This is a genomic window from Halobellus inordinatus (assembly GCF_024498335.1).
Lineage (GTDB): Archaea > Halobacteriota > Halobacteria > Halobacteriales > Haloferacaceae > Haloquadratum > Haloquadratum inordinatus.
Genome location: NZ_CP101825.1, coordinates 2,467,557 through 2,484,913, shown reverse-complemented (window position 1 = coordinate 2,484,913; position 17,357 = coordinate 2,467,557). Strand labels below are relative to the sequence as shown.

Here is a 17,357-nt window from a genome sequence, read left to right as displayed (position 1 = left end):
GGCACGTAGCTTACACGCCTCGATGGCGTGCAAACATATTTGATCCTGGTGTCAGTACGCCAGTGTATGTCCGGGCCACCGAGCGAGTATCCGATCGGCGAGTCCCCGGAAGAAATTCGCATCCTCCACGTGGACGACGACTCCGAGTTCGTCGACCTCACCGCGTCGTTTCTGACCCGGCAGAACGACACGTTCTCCGTGTCCACCTCCACCAACCCCGACCGGGCGCTCGACCGCATCGAGGACGGCACCCTCGACTGCGTCGTCAGCGACTACGAGATGCCCGAGATGTCCGGACTCGAACTGCTCGAACGGGTCAGAGAGCGCGACTCCGAGGTGCCGTTCATCCTGTTCACCGGGAAGGGGAGCGAGGAGATCGCGAGCCGGGCGATCTCCGCCGGCGTTACCGACTACCTCCAGAAGGAGATGGGCACCGACCAGTACGCCGTCCTCGCGAACCGGATCGAAAACGCCGTCGAACAGACCCGGTCCCGGCAGGCGTTGGCCGCGAGTCAACGGCGGCTCTCCCGCTTTATCGAACAATCCCCGCTGGGGACGATCGAGTACGACGAGACGTTCACGATCGTCAAGACCAACGACGCCGCGACCGAGATCACTGGCTACGAGGACTCCGAGCTCGTCGGTGGCACGTGGTTCCCGATCGTCCCAGACGAGGAGAAGCGACACGTCGCCGAGATCGAACGGCAACTGCTCGACGATCGCGGCGGCTACCAGAGCGTCAACGAGATCGTGACGAAAGACGGTGAACGGCGGCTCTGTACGTGGTACAACCGAGTCGTCACCGACGAAGACGACAGCGTCATCACGATCTTCTCGCAGTTCGAGGACGTCACCGCAGAGCGCGCCCAGCGGCGGGGACTGGAGCGTGCGAACGCCGTCCTCTCGACGCTCTTCGAGACGCTTCCGATCGGCGTGCTCGCCGAGGACGCAGACAGAGAGGTGCTCACGGCCAACGACCGGCTGTTCGACCTGTTCGAGCTACCGGGATCGCCCGAAGACGTCGTCGGCGCGGACTGTGCGGCGTTCGCCGAGGACGTCAGCGAGATGTTCGTCGATCCCGACGGGTTCGTCTCCCGGATCGATACGCTCGTCGACGAGCGCGAACCGGCGTGGAACGACGAACTGCTCCTCGAAGACGGGCGAGCGCTGGAGCGGAGCTACCGGCCGATCGAACTGCCGGACGGCCAGGGCCACCTCTGGGTGTACTACGACGTCACCGACCGGAAGGTTCGCGAGCGACGGCTGGAAGCGCTGAACGAGACGGCGCGGGAGTTGATGACCGCGGCGAGTCGCGAGGAGGTCGCATCGATCGGCGTCGACGCGGCGGCAGAGGTACTCGATCTGGACGCGAGCGCGATCCACCTCTACGAGGAGGATGCCGGACTGGTTCCAGTCGCCTCCAGTGACGCCGCTCGCGAACTCGTCGGCTCGCCGCCGACGTTCACCGACGGCGACGGGATCGCCTGGCGGTCCTTCGCGCAGGGCGAGGTGTACTCGATCGACGACGTTCGCGAGGACCCCGACGTGTACAACCCGGAGACGCCGATTCGCAGCGAGATCCACCTGCCGCTCGGCCGCTATGGCCACTTCATCGCTGGCTCGCCGACCCCGGGGGCCTTCGACGACGAGGACGTCGTTCTCGGTGAACTCCTCGCCGTCAACATCGTCAGGGCGCTCGAACAGGTCCGGCGTAACGAGCGCCTCCACGAGCGCGAACGGGAACTCACGCGACAGAACGCCCGACTCGAAGAGTTCGCGAGCGTCGTCTCACACGACCTCCGCAATCCGCTCAACGTGGCCGAGGGTCGGCTCGAACTCGCGATGGAGTTCTGTGAGGACGAGCAGGCCAGAGACCAGTTGACGCAGGTCGCAGGCGCCCACGAGCGGATGGCGGATCTGATCGAGGACCTGCTGACGCTCGCTCGCGACCGCGAGACGACGCTCGATCCGACGCCCATCCAGTTTGAGCCCTTCGTCCGGGCGTCGTGGCGGAACGTCGACACCGGTGCGGCCGCGCTCGTCGTCGATGATGACGGCACGATCACCGGCGACGAGTCACAGTTGCGACAACTGTTCGAGAACCTGTTTCGGAACGCAGTCGAGCACGGCGGACCGGACGTCACCGTCCGCGTGGGCACCTGCAAGAACGGCTTCTACGTCGCCGACGACGGCGACGGTGTCCCCGAAGACGAGCGCGATCACGTCTTCGAGTACGGCTACTCGACGTCACAGAGCGGCACGGGATTCGGCCTCGCGATCGTCTCCGAGATCGTCGACGCGCACGGCTGGGAGATCCGCGCGACCGAGGGGACCGACGGCGGGGCTCGCTTCGAGATCAGCGGCGTCGACGCCGCACTCGATGGAGACGACGCCCCCGACGTCTGATAGTGATTACTCTCACTGTGTACCGCCGAGCGCCACTCCCGGTGGCGATGGCCGGCGGTAAGAGACGAGAGTAATCATTATACGCTGAACAGGCGCAATACCACGGCGTTCACGCCGTGGATACGCGCCGTCACTTGGGAGAGCATCAACGTTCGACAGCACTCTGAGTTTCGGAATAGTGATGTTCAAGTGACAGGAAACCGTGTTAATGGATAGGAATCGGTCGGAACGGAGCGGATTCCGAACCGTCCTTCGGAGGTGGCCTGTCCACCCATCTAATGAGACAGTATCCGAAAGAGCAGACGGTGAACGTCACATCCTCGAAGGGTGTGCCTATGTGCCGACTGCCCAAAGCGAGTCAGACGATACCCCCGAGTCTGCTGACGCCTGCTGGCGTCCCCGTGGCCAAAACAACACCGGGACGCCGAACACGGTCGAGGATAGGGGTACCGGCGGCTTGGCACCGCCAGCAGTCTACCAGTCCGATACTGTGGGACTACCCGCGCCCGAAAGGGCTGGTAGTCCGGTGATTGGGCTGCGAACCTGAAACTCCCACCGCTCGGGATTCCTCCGCGTTTACGCGGAGGAGGATGTCAAGACTGCTGTCGCTCTTCAGCCTCACCGGATCTTCCGCACGTCGCTCACGTCGAAGCCCCCCTCGTGAATCTCGGTTTCGAACCGGACGATGTCCTCGCTCTCGATCTGTGAGAGGACGCCGCGGAACTCCTGGACGACCATCGTCCGCGCACGCTTGGACCCGCCGGACTCCCACTCGAACTGAAGCGTCCCGTCGGCGGCGTCCATCAGGTGCCCGAGTTCGGTCCGTTCGAGCGTCTCCCGGCTCGCGTACGCGAGCACGAGGCCGCCCCAACGGTGTGCGGCCTTGCCGAGGCCGCGAATCAGCATCGCGATGTCGTTCCACGCCATCTCGTCGGAGATGGCCGCGACGAGATCGGTGATCGAGTCGATGATGACGAGGTTGTCCGCGGCGTTGTCGTTGAGGTACTGGCCGAGCGCCGTCAGCACGTCGGCGCGCTCCTCGCGACCGCCGAGGTCTTGCAGCGTCGTCGTCTCACCGAGGTACCACTCCCGCGGGACCGGACTCAGCTGGAAGTACTCCGGCGAGAAGTCGCGGACGTCGATGTGCTCTGTCGCCGCGCTCACGATGTCGTCGTCCAACACGTACGACATCTCGCGGCGCACGTTCGACTCGTCGGCGGTGAACGACAGATAGTGCACCTCCGGTGGGAGCGTGGCGTCGGCGTGGAGGTCGCCGTAGTGCAACTCGAATAAGTCCCGGTCGGTGTGAGCGACGGCGTTCATCGTCGCGCTCGTGTACATAAACTCCCGGGCGCCGGCCCCGGGTTCGCCGACGAGCAGGACGACCGTCCCAAGCGGCGCGCCGCCGTCGACGACGCGGTCGAAGCGAGACACCCCGAACGGGATGCGGTCCATACCCGTCCGTCTCGGGCGGTGCCGTTAATCGTTTCGGGCGACGGCGCGGCCGATGCGAGAGCGCGGTCGGCCTATCCACTCACGGAGCGACGCCTACGCGACGACGTCGTCGACGGTCTCGGTCTCTGCCCCATCGTTCCGCCCGGCCACGATTCGCACGTCGCCGTCGACACCGGCAGCGTCGAGCGCCTCGGCCCCGGCGTTCCGGGCCGCATCGGCGTGTGCAGCGTCGGTGACGCCGTAGACGCACGGCCCCCACGACGACTGGCCCGCCCCATAGCACGCCGGGTCGCTGTCCAGCGCGGTGACCAACTCGCCAACCGGAGGGCGGTAGACGCCGCCCTGCTCGTCGGCGTACCACGTCCCGTTCAATCGGCCGAGAGACTCGACCGCGCCCCCGAAACGCTTCGCGTCGCCCTCGGCGACCGCCGGGAGGAGCCGTCGCGTCACGACGCCGGCGATGCGGTCTGCGACGCCCGGATCGGCCCGTTCGACGACCGATCGCATACTCTCCTCTTCGGCGTCGCCGTTCCGCCCCGGTTCGACGTCCGGGAGGACGAGCAGGAACCGCCAGTCGTCGGGGACTGATCGCCGGACGGTGACCGAGGGCACAGTCCAGTCGCCGTCGGCCGGGCGTTCGGTCGTGAACTGGGCGGTCGGGTGGCCGCTGTCGACCACGAATCCGCCGTGCTCGAACGTCCCGACACCGACGCCGGAGCGACCGCCGCGGCCGAGCTCCGGTGCCAACGACCGGACGTCGGGGGCGCGGTCGTGTGCCCGTCCGACGGCTGTGAGGACGGCCAGCGCCAGTTGGGTCCCGCTTCCGAGCCCCGAGTGCCGTGGGAGTGCGGATTCGACGGTGACGGCTGCGCCGGGTACGTCGAGCAGGTCGACGGCGCGCTCGGCGTACTGGCAGGCGACGGGGTCGTCGCAGTCGACGCTCGCGGCCGGTTCGGCGGTCACGACTGTCTTCGGTTCGTCGACGGCGACGCCGATACCGCCGTACAGTCGATCGAGCGCCAGGCTGAGGTTCAAGAACCCGAAGTGAATGCGGGCGCTGGTCGCGACGCGAGCGCGTCTCATCGACTCCTACTACTGGGGGCACCTCGTTGTGGGTTTCGACGTGGGCAAGCCGGCCCGGTGTCGGAACTCCCGCGCCGACGCCGAGTCGCTCGTCGTCTTTCAGGGCATGGGGCAGAGACTCGCCGTAAAGACGGCGACGTCGTCGGTCTCGTTGCGTGCGCCGTGGACGGCACCGCGGTCGTGGCGCACGACGCCCGGCGCGTCGACGGTCTCCTCGTCACCGTCGCGAACGACTACCACGCTGCCTTCCAGAACGTGAAAGACGTTCGTGCTGTCGGGATGCTCGTGAGGGTCCAGTTCCGCACCCGGGCCGAGCGCGAACCCCTTCACGAGTACGTCGTCGGTGACGACCAGTTCCGTCGTCTCGATTTCGCCGTCGTCGGGGTCGAGCGCGGCTCGCGCTTCGTCGTACAGATCGAGTGAAGCCATCAGCATGGACTGCGTCGGGATCGCATATATACTATCGGTCGCCCGAACGCGATACGCCCGGTTCTCGGCGGCGCGCTATTCGGTTCGAATCTCGAACCGCGCGCCGCCCGCGTCCCCCTCGGTCGCGCGGATCTCCCAGTCGTGCGCGTCGACGATCTCGGAGACGATCGCGAGGCCGAACCCGGTCCCGTCGGCAGCCGTCGTGAACCCTGCGTCGAAGACGTCCTCGCGTTCGTCCTCGGGGATTCCGTCGCCGTCGTCCGCGACGTAGAACCCGTCCGCGATCGCGCCCACAGAGATGACGACGTCGTCGCCACCGTGTTCGATCGCGTTCCGAAACAGGTTCTCGACCAGTTGTTGCAGTCGTTCGGGGTCCGCAGAGACCGTACACTCCAGGTCGTCTTCGATTGAGAGCGTGGCCTGGTCGGCGGCGATCATCCGCCACGCCTGTTCTGCGAGTGCGGCGATGTCGACGCGCTCTGTGTCGTCGATCGACATTCCCTCACGCGCCAGTGTCAACATCTCCTCGATCAACTGCTCCATCCGTTCGTGGGCCCGGACGACGGGCTCGAGGTGGTCTATGTCTCCCGATTCCAGCGCGAGTTCCGTCCGTCCCTTCGCGACCTGAAGCGGGTTCCGGAGGTCGTGGGAGACGATGCTCGCGAACTGTTCGAGCTTCTCGTTCTTCGCTTCGAGTTCCTGCCGGTACTGCTCGCGCTCGGTCACGTCTGTCAGGACGACGGAGTGACCCATCTCTGCGCTCCCCATCGTGAACGGGTTCGACGTGACGTTGTAGTAGCGATTCGTTCCGTCGACCTCGACTTCGATGATCGGATCGGACTCCTCCATCGTGTCCGCGAGCGCCGGAACGGAGTCCGAGAGCGGTTTCCCGATGGCCCCCGAAAGCGACGGAAATAGGTCGCCCGCGCGAGTGTTGAAGTCCCTGATTTCTCTCCCGTCGTCGACGACGAGGATCGGGTCGGTGCTCTCGCCGGTGACGCGGACGTACTGGAACCGATCGAAGTACGTCGAGAACACGCCGACTGCGAAGACGGCGACGCCGATCGACGAGTAGGTGATATCCAGGATGCCGGGGGCGATGGCGCCCAGAACGTCGAAGACCACCGGGATTCCGGTGAGCGAGAGGAGCGCGAACAGCGGGCGGGTGTTGGAGTTGACCCGGATGAACAGCTCGAAGAGCATAAAGAAGCCAACGAACGCGAGCGCGTACGCCAGCCCCATCGCGATCCAGTGCAACGGGCGGTGGCTGACCTGCAGGTAGACGAACGGCGTGTTCGCTTCCTCGGCGACGAAGTACCAGTTGTGGATCGGGTTCGTCACCTTCACCGCGACGAACGCGAGAAAGACCACGAGCAGCCCCTTCCGCGCGGCCGAGTTATGGTGGACCTGTCGACCGGTGTACGCCGCACAGAAGTACAGCCACGGCCCGACGGAGGCTAAGCCGACGACGAGCCCGGTCAGGTAGAACACGTACTGGAGGTCGGGCGTCGGCATCGTGAGATACCCGACGTGGGCGGCCGCCCAGCCGCCGCTTGTGACGAGAAGCCAGAAGACCCCCCGGCGCGTGTCCTCGTGTTCGATCCGCCGCGTCCGGCGGAGCATCCCGAAACAGAGCACGGCGGCAGCGGCAAATGCGAACACGTATGCGCCGTATAACGCGCTCGAAGAGAGTGGCGGCAACATCTGAATCGGTTGTAATCCGGGATTAACGGGGAGCATCATCAACCCACCGACCACAGGGTGTGACGGTATCGGCCAGAAAGGGGTGTCGATCTTCCCGTCGGAGGCGAACCCTCCATTGGGGTGCCTCTGCATCGGTCGGTCGTCGGATGTCGGCGACGACCTGGAGATGCGCCAACTACGGGCGGGTGGTCACCCCGGCCGCAGCGGTGCCGACGCCGCCGTGACGGGAGGTCGGCGGCGTCGGTACGTGAATCCGACAGTCGCGTTCGCGACTGTAGCCAGCACCACTGTCAGCGCGGCGGGACGCGGGTGGGGGCAGCGTCCCGGAGTGCGGGCTGTGTCGTAGCGGCGTCCCCGTCCATCCAGCGGGGTGGCCGCACTGCGACGTCGAACTATCTGTACGACGTCGCAACCATCCCTTACTCGGGGACCCACTTCAACTGGGGCGACGGTCAACTCGGATTCGGGGCCACGCGCCGAATGAAATCCGGCTAAATTCGGCTAAACTGTCCTCGAAATAGTCGGCTTGAGGCGCTCAAATCGCTGTTTTCCACAACACCGTTGTTTTCGCCGTTCCAGCGTTCAGTCGATTTCGACACGTCTCACGGGTGAGGTCGTAGCGTGTGGCTAGCACCGAGAGGAGCCGTCGGCGGCCGACGCTTTTTGTACGATGCCGCGCAACCCGACGTATGGCGACGATCAAAGACAGCGTCCACGACCACATCGAGGTCGAAGGCGTTGCGGCGGCCCTCCTCGACACCGAGCCGGTGCAGCGGCTCCGCCACATCAAGCAGTTGGGGACGGTCCAGTTGGTCTATCCGTCGGCGAACCACACCCGGTTCGAGCACTCGCTCGGGGTCTATCACCTCGCCGACCGCGCGCTCGAGCACCTCGGCATCGACGGGATCCAGGCCGAGCGACTCCGCGCAGCGGCGCTCCTCCACGACGTCGGTCACGGCCCGTACAGTCACAACGTCGAAGACGTCACCCACCGTCACACGGGCAAGTACCACGACGACGTGCACGAACTCCTCGACGAGGGGACGGTGGGCGCGGTGCTCCGCGATCACGACCTCGATCCCGCGCACATCGCCGACCTCGTCGCCGGCGACGCCAAGTACGGACAGCTCGTCTCGGGCGAGCTGGACGTCGACCGAATGGACTACCTCGTGCGCGACGCCCACCACACGGGCGTCCCCTACGGCACGATCGACCACGAGCGCCTGATCCGGGAACTCACCTTCGTCGACGGCGAACTCGTCCTCGCGGAGGGGAACGTCCAGACCGCCGAGTCGCTGCTGCTCGCGCGCGCGTTGATGAATCCCACCGTCTACCAGCACCACGTCGCCCGCATCTCGAAGGCGATGCTCCGACGGGGCGCCGAACGGCTGCTCGAACAGCCGAACGTCACTCCCCGACGGCTTCGCCGGATGGACGACCACGACCTCCTGGTCGCGCTCCGGACGACGCCGGCGACGAGCGAGTTCGCCCGTCGGCTCCGGACTCGGGACCTGTACAAACGCGCGGTGTGGGCCGAACTGGAGGCCGTCCCCGAAAGCGTCGTCGACGCCGACTACGAGACGCTGCGCGACCTCGAAACGGAGATCGCAGACCGCGCCGGACTGCCGGCCGAGCAGGTCGTCGTCGACGTCCCGGAACGGCCGTCGATGACCGAATCGACGTCGCGGGTGATGGTGAGCGGCGAGATGCGTCGGCTGGGCAAACAGTCGCCCCTGGTGTCGGCGCTGCGGACCGCCCAGAAGCAACAGTGGCGGCTCGGCGTCTACGTTCCTGCCGACGAGACCGATCGTGCGGGGCGGCTCGCCGTGGAAACGCTCGGTCTCGACGTCGACGGCGCGCTCGTCTCGGACGTACGGCCGGGTGTGACGGCGACGCTGGACGAGTTCACGGAATCGTGATGGTATCTCTATTCGCCGCGCACGACGAGATCGTTCCGCTTCGGGAGTTTCAAGCCGCTGCGCTGGCGACACTCGCGCAATGATCGTCGAGGGGACCGTACTCAGAGGGCCCGAACTCGAACCCATCCGGGGCCGCGTCGTCGTCGAGGACGGCGTGATCACGGCCGTCGAGGAAGCCGACGTCTACGCCGACGACATCGTGCTCCCGGCGTTCGTCAACGCGCACACACACATCGGCGACTCGATCGCCAAGGAAGCGGGTGCGGGCCTCTCGCTGGACGAACTGGTCGCGCCGCCGGACGGACTGAAACACCAACTCCTCAGAGCGGCGAGCCGCGAGGAGACCGTCGACGCGATGCGTCGCTCGCTCCGGTTGATGAGCGAGACCGGGACGGCCGCCTGCATCGAGTTCCGCGAGGGCGGCGTCGAGGGCGTCGAATACATCCGTGATGCAGCCGCCAGTCTCCCGATCGACCCGGTCGTCCTCGGCCGCGAATCCGAGGACGCGATGCACGAATCCGACGGGTTCGGTGCCTCAGGCGCGCGCGACGCCGACTTCGACCGCTTGCGGAACGCCACCCGCGAGGCCGAGAAGTTGTTCGGGATCCACGCTGGCGAGCGCGACCCGCACGACATCAACACCGCGCTCGACCTCGATCCGGACTTTCTCGTCCATATGGTCCACCCCGAACCGCTCCACTACGAACGGCTGGCCGACAACGACATCCCGGTGGTCGTCTGTCCGCGGTCGAACCTCGTCACCGGCGTCGGCGTGCCGCCGATCCGCGAATTGACCGAACGGACTACGGTCGCGCTCGGCACCGACAACGTGATGTTGAACTCGCCGTCGATGTTCCGCGAGATGGAGTTCGCCGCCAAACTCGCGGACGTGTCGGCGAGCGAGGTGCTGCAGATGGCGACTGTCAACGGCGCGGCGATTGCAGGGTTGAACTACGGCGTCATCGAGCCCGGTCGCGAGGCGAAACTCCTCGTCCTCGACGGCGACTCCGACAACCTCGGGGGAGCGCAAGACGTAGTCCGTGCGGTCGTCCGCCGTGCGGGCGCAGCGGACGTGAAAGACGTCATCGTCTGAATCGCAAATCAGACGCCAACCGCCGGACGCCGAGTGGCCACCGTCCGGCAGTACCGTCGTGGCGAGGACTTTTCTGCGCTCCGAACGGTTCGGGCATATGCACCTTCCACGCCCGGCCCTCGGCCGCGTGACCCCGCGGATGCAGATTACGCGCCGCGGCACAGACGGCGACGATCTGCTTTTCGTCCTCGGCTGGGGGAACAAGCCGACGCACGAACACGTCGCGTGGCTCCTGACGCGGCTGATCGAAGCCGACTACCGCGTCCACGCGGTCACGATTCCGACGAACGTCTGGGACTTCGACGACCAGTACCTCGCGCCGCTCGGCGAGTACGTGCGCGAGCACGACTTCGACGTCGTCTTGAGTCACAGCACCGGCGGACTGATCGCCGAACACCTCGCGAGCAACCACGACGTTCGAAACGTCTTCCTCAGTCCGTGGTGGGGCGTCGAAACCGACGGCCTGCTCGATCGCGCAGTTCTCGCCGTCTTCGAGCGACTCCCGACCACGAGACGGCTCTACGATCCGGAACTGGACGTCGACGCGATCGGCGCGTTGAAGTCGCCCGCGGAGGCTGAGACCGGTCCGAGCGGGCTCTCGCCGGCGTTCCTGGCGACGATTCGGGACGCACAATCGCGACTTGGCCCCTTCGACGACGAAGACGCCGTGTTCTACACACCGGACGACCAGGTCGTCGACCCGGCGGCAATCGAAGCGCGCGCCCCGCCGCCGAACCGTCGCCAGTACGACGGCGGCCACGAGTTCTTCGCGTCACCGGGGCGCGAGCCGGTCCTCGAAGACGTGCTCGGGGCACTCGATTCGGGGCCGGAAGTGATCTGAGCGGACGCAATTATCTAATTGGACCAGTCGGTCGTCGCCGTCTCCGCCCCGGCCGGCTCGAGGCGGCTGACGTGCGCTTCAATATAAATCCTACTACCTGACAGGCAACCACACAGGAAAATCGCAGTACAGCGGAGGCGAGCGATTCACCCCCGGCTGCCACCGTCTAGTAACCTTTAACCGATTTAGACCAGTAGTTGGCGGCAAGATGGCGAGCAACAAGATCCTCGGTATCGACCTCGGCACCACGAACAGCGCGTTCGCGGTGATGGAAGGGGGCGACCCGGAGATCATCGTGAACTCCGAGGGCGACCGCACCACGCCCTCTGTGGTGGCGTTCACCGACGACGACGAGCGACTCGTGGGCAAGCCCGCGAAGAACCAAGCGATCCAGAACCCAGAGCACACGATCGGCTCGATCAAGCGGCATATGGGGGAGGACGACTACACCGTCGAGATCGACGACGACGAGTACACGCCCGAGCAGATCTCGGCGATGATCCTCCAGAAGATCAAGCGCGACGCCGAAGACTACCTCGGCGACGAGATCGAGAAGGCCGTCATTACGGTCCCGGCGTACTTCAACGACCGCCAGCGCCAGGCGACCAAGGACGCCGGCGAGATCGCCGGCTTCGAGGTCGAGCGCATCGTCAACGAACCGACTGCGGCGTCGATGGCGTACGGTCTCGACGACGACTCCGATCAGACGATTCTCGTCTACGACCTCGGTGGCGGGACGTTCGACGTGAGCGTGCTCGACCTCGGCGGCGGCGTCTACGAGGTCGTCGCGACGAACGGTGACAACGACCTCGGCGGCGACGACTGGGACGAGGCCATCATCGACTGGCTCGCCGAGCAGTTCAAAAACGAGCACAACATCGACCTCCGCGAGGACCGGCAGGCGCTCCAGCGACTGAAGGACGCCGCCGAGGAAGCGAAGATCGAACTCTCCTCGCGAAAGGAGACGACGATCAACCTCCCGTTCATCACGGCGACCGACACCGGCCCGGTCCACCTCGAAGAGACGCTCTCGCGCGCGAAGTTCGAGTCGCTCACCGAGGATCTGATCGAGCGCACCGTCGGCCCGACCGAACAGGCGCTCGCAGACGCCGGCTACGATAAGGGCGACATCGACGAAGTCATCCTCGTCGGCGGCTCCACCCGGATGCCGCAGGTCCACGAGAATGTCGAGGAGATGCTCGGCATCGAGCCGAAGAAGAACGTCAACCCCGACGAGGCCGTCGCGCTCGGCGCGGCGATCCAGGGTGGCGTCCTCGGCGGCGAGGTCGACGACATCGTCCTGCTCGACGTGACGCCGCTGAGCCTCGGTATCGAGGTCAAGGGCGGCCTCTTCGAGCGACTCATCGACAAGAACACGACGATCCCGACCGAGGAATCGAAGATCTTCACGACGGCCGCGGACAATCAGACGTCCGTGAACGTTCGGGTCTTCCAGGGAGAACGTGAGATCGCAGACGAAAACGAACTGCTCGGCGAGTTTCAGCTCACCGGCATCCCGCCGGCCCCGGCCGGAACGCCCCAGATCGAGGTCTCGTTCAACATCGACGAGAACGGAATCGTGAACGTCGAAGCCGAGGACAAAGGCTCCGGCAACGCCGAGTCCATCACCATCGAGGGCGGCGCTGGCCTCTCCGACGAGGAGATCGAGCGGATGCAGGACGAAGCCGAGGCGCACGCCGAAGAGGACGAACAGCGTCGCGAGCGCATCGAGGCCCGCAACGAGGCCGAGAGCACGGTCCAGCGCGCGGAGACGCTTCTCGAAGAGAACGAAGAGAACGTCGACGACGACCTCCGCGAGTCGATCGAAGCGAAGATCGAAGACGTCGAGGCGACCCTCGAAGACGAGGACGCGACGAAAGAGGACCTCGAAGAGGTCACCGAAGCGCTCACCACCGAACTGCAGGAGATCGGCAAGCAGATGTACGAAGCCCAGCAGGCGGCCGGTGCAGGCGGCGCCGGCGCGGGTGCCGCAGGAGCAGGTCCTGGCGGCGCTGCCGGTGCTGGCCCCGGCGGAATGGGTGATATGGGCGGCGCTGCCGGCGATGGTGACGAGTACGTCGACGCTGACTTCGAGGACGTCGACGAAGACGACGAGGAGTAGTTCGCGTCTACGCCCTCTGGGAGCTTTTTTGTAATCACGGCCGTCGACACGGTAGAACAGTGCGTCGACCTCACAGGCCCGCAGTGAGCGCCGGCCGGACCGAGTCCAATCTGGCAAAATACTTTTTCCGGTGCCGTTCGACCGGCGCGTATGCCTATCAGTGACGACGAGTGGGAGTCCGGTAAGCAGTGGACCGAAGTCGAACGTTCGGTCGCAGAGTTCCTCGACGCCGTCGAACCGCGAGCCTACACCGTCCCCGAACTCCACGACCTCCTCGCAGACGGTGGCACCGTCGTCACGCCCGAAACTGACACGTGGAGCGACTGCGAGGACGACGATGACGACGAGGTCGACGTCGCACCGATGGATGTGACTGAGCGCCAGGTCCGCGAAGCCGTGATAAACCTGCGCGACGCAGAGTACCTCGCGTCGAAACGGATCGAAACCGACGGGGGAACGACCACCTACTACCGACGATCGAACGGCGCCTTCCTCGGTTGATAACGGCCACCCGGGTATACACGTGTGTGTACATTCTGCCCCGGATTATCGGACGAAGGTAGCATATGGACGGGTTTTTAGCCCCCGGCATCCGTATCCTCGCATATGCCTGACGGGCGGGACCCTTCGAACCCCACTCCCGGACGCGAGACGACGAACGCGGGACCGACACACGGGACACCGACGAGCGCGGACCTCTCCGGTCCGACCGAGAAGTGCGGTGTCGTCGGTGTCGCGCTCGACGAGCGGGCGGCCGCACGTCCGCTGTACTACTCGCTGTATGCGCTCCAGCACCGCGGGCAGGAGTCCGCGGGAATCGTCACTCACGACGGCTTCCAACAGCACAGCCACGTCGAGATGGGCCTCGTCGGGGACGCCTTCGACGAGTCCGACCTCGACTCGCTGGCGGGACAGACTGGAATCGGTCACGTCCGCTACCCCACCTCGGGCGGCGTCAACGCCTCCTGTGCCCAGCCGTTTTCGGTCTCGTTCAAGTCCGGGTCGCTCGGGCTCTCACACAACGGCAATCTCGTCAACGCCGACGAGATCCGCGAGGAACTCGCCGATCTGGGCCACGCGTTCACGTCCGACGGCGACACGGAGGTCATCGCTCACGACCTCGCGCGGAATCTTCTGGAAGCCGACCTCGTCCGCGCCGTCAAGCGGACGATGGATCGAATTCACGGCTCGTACGCGCTGACGATTATGCACGACGAGACCGTCCTCGCCGTCCGCGACCCGCAGGGGAATCGTCCACTCTGCATCGGCGAACTGGAGGACGGCTACGTCGTCGCCTCCGAGTCCGCCGCGATCGACACGCTCGGCGGCGAACTCGTCCGGGACGTTCGACCGGGCGAACTCGTCGTCCTCGAACCGGACGGTTCCGGATACGACACCTATCAACTCGTCGAGAACGACGACACCGCCCACTGCTTCTTCGAACACGTCTACTTCGCCCGCCCGGACTCAGTCATCGACGACACGCTCGTCTACGAGGCCCGTCGCGACCTCGGGCGAAAGCTCTGGGAGGAGTCCGGCGTCGAGACGGACGTCGTGTTGCCCGTCCCAGACTCCGGCCGCGCGTTCGCTTCCGGCTACGCCGAGGCGGCCAACGAGACGACCGCCGACGGGACAGCGCGCGACGAAGGAGAAGACGCCGTCGAGTTCGCAGAGGGGCTGATGAAGAACCGCTACGTCGGCCGGACGTTCATTATGCCGACGCAGGACGAGCGCGAGCGCGCGGTCCGACTGAAGCTCAACCCCATCAAGAGCACCATCGAGGGACGCTCGGTCACGATTATCGACGACAGCATCGTCCGCGGAACGACGTCCCGACAGCTCGTCTCGCTGCTCCGGGACGCCGGCGCAGAGGAGGTCCACGTCCGCATCGGTGCGCCGCCGATCGTCGCGCCGTGTTATATGGGGATCGATATGGCTTCCCGTGAGGAACTCATCGCGGCCGATCGCTCGATCGAGGAGATCTGCGAGGAGATCGGCGCCGACAGTCTCGGCTACCTCTCGGTCGACTCCGTCGCCGACGTTCTCGGAGCGTCGAAACTCGATCTCTGTCTCGGCTGCGTCACCGGCGAGTATCCTTACGACATCGAGGGCGAGGAGACCGACCGCGACGTCCAGCGGCCGGTCATCGGCGAGGGTGAGCCCGCCCACGCCGACGACTAACGTTCTGCAGTCCCGTCGACGGCAACGTTCTGCGGTCCCCTTACAGTACTGTCAGACAGCGACGGGCTACAGACAGAAGAGGAACGGATAGACGAGCGCGACTCTGTCGCCGTCTTGTAGTTCCGTATCGAACCCGTCGAGATTCTCGTTGAACTGCCCGTTGATCAGGATTCGCGCGTAAGCGCGCGTTCGTTCGCCGTCCGGATTCTTTCGGAGATGCCCGGGGACGTCGGCCGCGTCGATGGGCGCCCAGCCCCGAGTGGTCGAGTCAGCCTCGGTTTCGGCGATCACGAGGTCGCGGACGTCGTACTCCGCGAAGAACTCCTCGACGAACTCGCGTAGCGTGTCGCCCTCGAAGGTGTACGTGAGCTGTGACTTACCGAGCGCGTCGCGGACGTGGCCCGTCGCGCGCACGTCGACGGTCGTCTCCGTCGTCGACCGAGCCTGAGGCTGCGCCATACTCTTTGTAGACCGCCGATCCATATGTCGATGCCGCCGAATATGTTCGGAGCCTCGTACTGCCGGATAGACGTTCGAGAAGTAGTGTGACACCCCGGGGGTGCCGACAATATTCACATCGTAGGTCCGACGGTATCAGTACACGACGTACAGCATCACGTAGACGACGTCGCCGAGGAAAAACGAGATCAGCCACAGTGAGGCGGCGATGCGACCGATTCGTCTGTGCGCGGAGTCGTAGATCTCGGGGATCGAACGTGTGACCGCGAGCAACAGCACGTAGTACAACAGCGGGATGCAGACGATCGCGAGCAGGATGTGGACCGCGAGCGTCGGCAGATAGACGAACTGGTAGACGGTCTCCGGTCCGGGAAAGTCGGCGGTGCCCACGAGAATGAGCCGGTAGAGGTAGAGCACGAGGAACGCGACGAACAGCCCGAGCGTCGTGAGCATCATCGCGCGGTGTCGACCGACATCGCCCTGCCGGATGAAGCGCACGCCGAGGAGGATCGTCACGATCGCGGCCGTGCTGAGTGCAGCGTTGATATGCGGAATCGCCTCGAGTAGCGTTGCAGGCGCCTCAGGGACGACAGACGGAGGGATCGCACCGAGCACGGCTCCGAACACCGCGGCGAGCGAAACCGCCGTGAGTGCCGTCGTGAGTTCGAGAACGTGATCGCGGGCACGCAGTTCCATACCTGATGGCCGGACGGAGCGGTAAAAACGGTGCCGGCTGCGAGAAGCGACTCCCGCCGTCGAAAGGAAACTCATTTAAATTACCCCGGACAACCAGTGATTGCACGATACGACACTGCGAGCGTGGGTAGCCAAGCTAGGCCAACGGCGCAGCGTTGAGGGCGCTGTCCCATAGGGGTCCGCCGGTTCAAATCCGGTCCCACGCATCGCACGGCGGACAAATCCGCCACTCGATGCAGGTGCTCATCCCTTCGGGGACACAGCACCCACGCACAATCCTTCCGAAGCTACACTCGATAGCCACGGCCGTCGCGCTCGGTTCCGAAAGTCGCCGACGGCTGTCAGCCCCGGCAACAGGCGGCGCAGGCGGCGCGGCGTCGACGGGGCTACGTTTTAAACTGTGGAGCCAGTACGGAGTGCTATGCCCAAATACTCCACCGGAAGCGGAAGCGGCGGTGGCGACGGCGACAGCTGCGAACTCTGCGGTCGCTCGACCGGCAATCTCCGCCGGGCCAACGTCGCCGGCGCGGAACTCCTCGTCTGTGAGGACTGTGCGCCACACGACGACTCGCAAAAGACGACCAGCGCGTCCTCGGGAGCGGACTCCGGGGCCGGCTACGACGACTCCGAGACGTCCCGCAGCAAGCGCGCGGCCCAGAAACAGGCGCGGATGTACGACCAGGCGAAAGGCGATGCGAGCCACTGGGAGAAAGAGGGGACCGACTACGAGCAGGACCGGCTCCCCTACCTCGTCACCGGCTACGGGGATCGCGTCGAAGCGGCACGACAGGACGCGGGACTGACGACCGAGGAGTTGGCGGCCGAACTCGACGTCGAAGAGGCCGATGTCGTCGCCGTCGAGCAGGGGCGTGCGACGCGTGCTGGCGTCGGCGGGTCACTCGTCCGAGCGCTCGAAGAGCGGCTCGGCGTCGAACTGGTCGACGAGTAGTCGGCCCTCGACGCGACGGC

At 65.6% G+C, this 17,357-nt stretch carries 14 protein-coding genes and 1 tRNA gene; 9 read left to right on the top strand and 6 right to left on the bottom strand.

The window, feature by feature from the left end; all coding sequences use genetic code 11:
• The first annotated feature begins 66 nt into the window (after window positions 1–66).
• Entirely contained in the window at window positions 67–2,406 is a 2,340-nt protein-coding gene (locus NO362_RS12670; protein ID WP_256545557.1) for a hybrid sensor histidine kinase/response regulator, read from the top strand.
• Between the two features lie 618 nt (window positions 2,407–3,024).
• Here NO362_RS12670 and NO362_RS12665 read toward each other — a convergent pair.
• The 4 genes from NO362_RS12665 to NO362_RS12650 all read right to left on the bottom strand — a co-directional run bounded on the left by NO362_RS12665 (window position 3,025) and on the right by NO362_RS12650 (window position 7,035).
• Window positions 3,025–3,861, bottom strand: coding sequence for an RAD55 family ATPase (locus tag NO362_RS12665; protein WP_256288933.1), 837 nt, complete (start codon window positions 3,859–3,861; stop codon window positions 3,025–3,027).
• 93 nt (window positions 3,862–3,954) lie between these two features.
• Window positions 3,955–4,944, bottom strand: coding sequence for a beta-ribofuranosylaminobenzene 5'-phosphate synthase family protein (locus NO362_RS12660; RefSeq protein WP_256545556.1), 990 nt, complete (start codon window positions 4,942–4,944; stop codon window positions 3,955–3,957).
• A 99-nt stretch (window positions 4,945–5,043) separates the two neighbouring features.
• On the bottom strand, window positions 5,044–5,379 hold the full coding sequence (locus NO362_RS12655) for a cupin domain-containing protein (RefSeq protein WP_369335093.1): 336 nt from the start codon (window positions 5,377–5,379) through the stop codon (window positions 5,044–5,046).
• Between the two features lie 69 nt (window positions 5,380–5,448).
• Window positions 5,449–7,035, bottom strand: a complete 1,587-nt coding sequence (locus tag NO362_RS12650) for an ATP-binding protein (protein WP_256545554.1) — start codon at window positions 7,033–7,035, stop codon at window positions 5,449–5,451.
• 731 nt (window positions 7,036–7,766) lie between these two features.
• Here NO362_RS12650 and NO362_RS12645 point away from each other — a divergent pair.
• The 6 genes from NO362_RS12645 (at window position 7,767) to purF (ending at window position 15,233) form a co-directional block, all read left to right on the top strand.
• Window positions 7,767–8,996, top strand: coding sequence for an HD domain-containing protein (locus tag NO362_RS12645; RefSeq protein WP_256545553.1), 1,230 nt, complete (start codon window positions 7,767–7,769; stop codon window positions 8,994–8,996).
• Window positions 8,997–9,075: 79 nt separating this feature from the next.
• A complete protein-coding gene (locus NO362_RS12640; protein WP_256545552.1) occupies window positions 9,076–10,089 on the top strand; it encodes an amidohydrolase family protein in 1,014 nt (337 codons plus the stop codon).
• Between the two features lie 97 nt (window positions 10,090–10,186).
• The gene (locus NO362_RS12635; RefSeq protein ID WP_256545551.1) at window positions 10,187–10,930 is read left to right on the top strand and encodes an alpha/beta fold hydrolase; all 744 of its coding nucleotides are present in this window, start codon (window positions 10,187–10,189) and stop codon (window positions 10,928–10,930) included.
• A 208-nt stretch (window positions 10,931–11,138) separates the two neighbouring features.
• Window positions 11,139–13,052: a molecular chaperone DnaK gene (dnaK, locus tag NO362_RS12630; RefSeq protein ID WP_256545550.1), complete on the top strand. Its 1,914-nt coding sequence runs from the start codon at window positions 11,139–11,141 to the stop codon at window positions 13,050–13,052.
• A 150-nt stretch (window positions 13,053–13,202) separates the two neighbouring features.
• Window positions 13,203–13,553 (top strand): hypothetical protein, encoded by a 351-nt coding sequence (locus NO362_RS12625; protein ID WP_256545549.1) that lies wholly within the window; start codon window positions 13,203–13,205, stop codon window positions 13,551–13,553.
• 105 nt (window positions 13,554–13,658) lie between these two features.
• Window positions 13,659–15,233, top strand: coding sequence for an amidophosphoribosyltransferase (gene purF / locus NO362_RS12620; protein WP_256545548.1), 1,575 nt, complete (start codon window positions 13,659–13,661; stop codon window positions 15,231–15,233).
• Between the two features lie 66 nt (window positions 15,234–15,299).
• Here the strand turns inward: purF and NO362_RS12615 are convergent, their stop codons facing one another.
• Together NO362_RS12615 and NO362_RS12610 are read right to left on the bottom strand one after the other, a co-directional pair.
• Entirely contained in the window at window positions 15,300–15,692 is a 393-nt protein-coding gene (locus NO362_RS12615; protein ID WP_256545547.1) for a MoaD/ThiS family protein, read from the bottom strand.
• Window positions 15,693–15,827: 135 nt separating this feature from the next.
• A complete protein-coding gene (locus NO362_RS12610) occupies window positions 15,828–16,388 on the bottom strand; it encodes a DUF420 domain-containing protein (protein WP_256545546.1) in 561 nt (186 codons plus the stop codon).
• 121 nt (window positions 16,389–16,509) lie between these two features.
• Here NO362_RS12610 and NO362_RS12605 point away from each other — a divergent pair.
• Window positions 16,510–16,594, top strand: a tRNA-Leu gene (locus NO362_RS12605).
• 215 nt (window positions 16,595–16,809) lie between these two features.
• A complete protein-coding gene (locus NO362_RS12600; RefSeq protein ID WP_256545545.1) occupies window positions 16,810–17,337 on the top strand; it encodes a helix-turn-helix domain-containing protein in 528 nt (175 codons plus the stop codon).
• Window positions 17,338–17,357 lie beyond the last annotated feature (20 nt).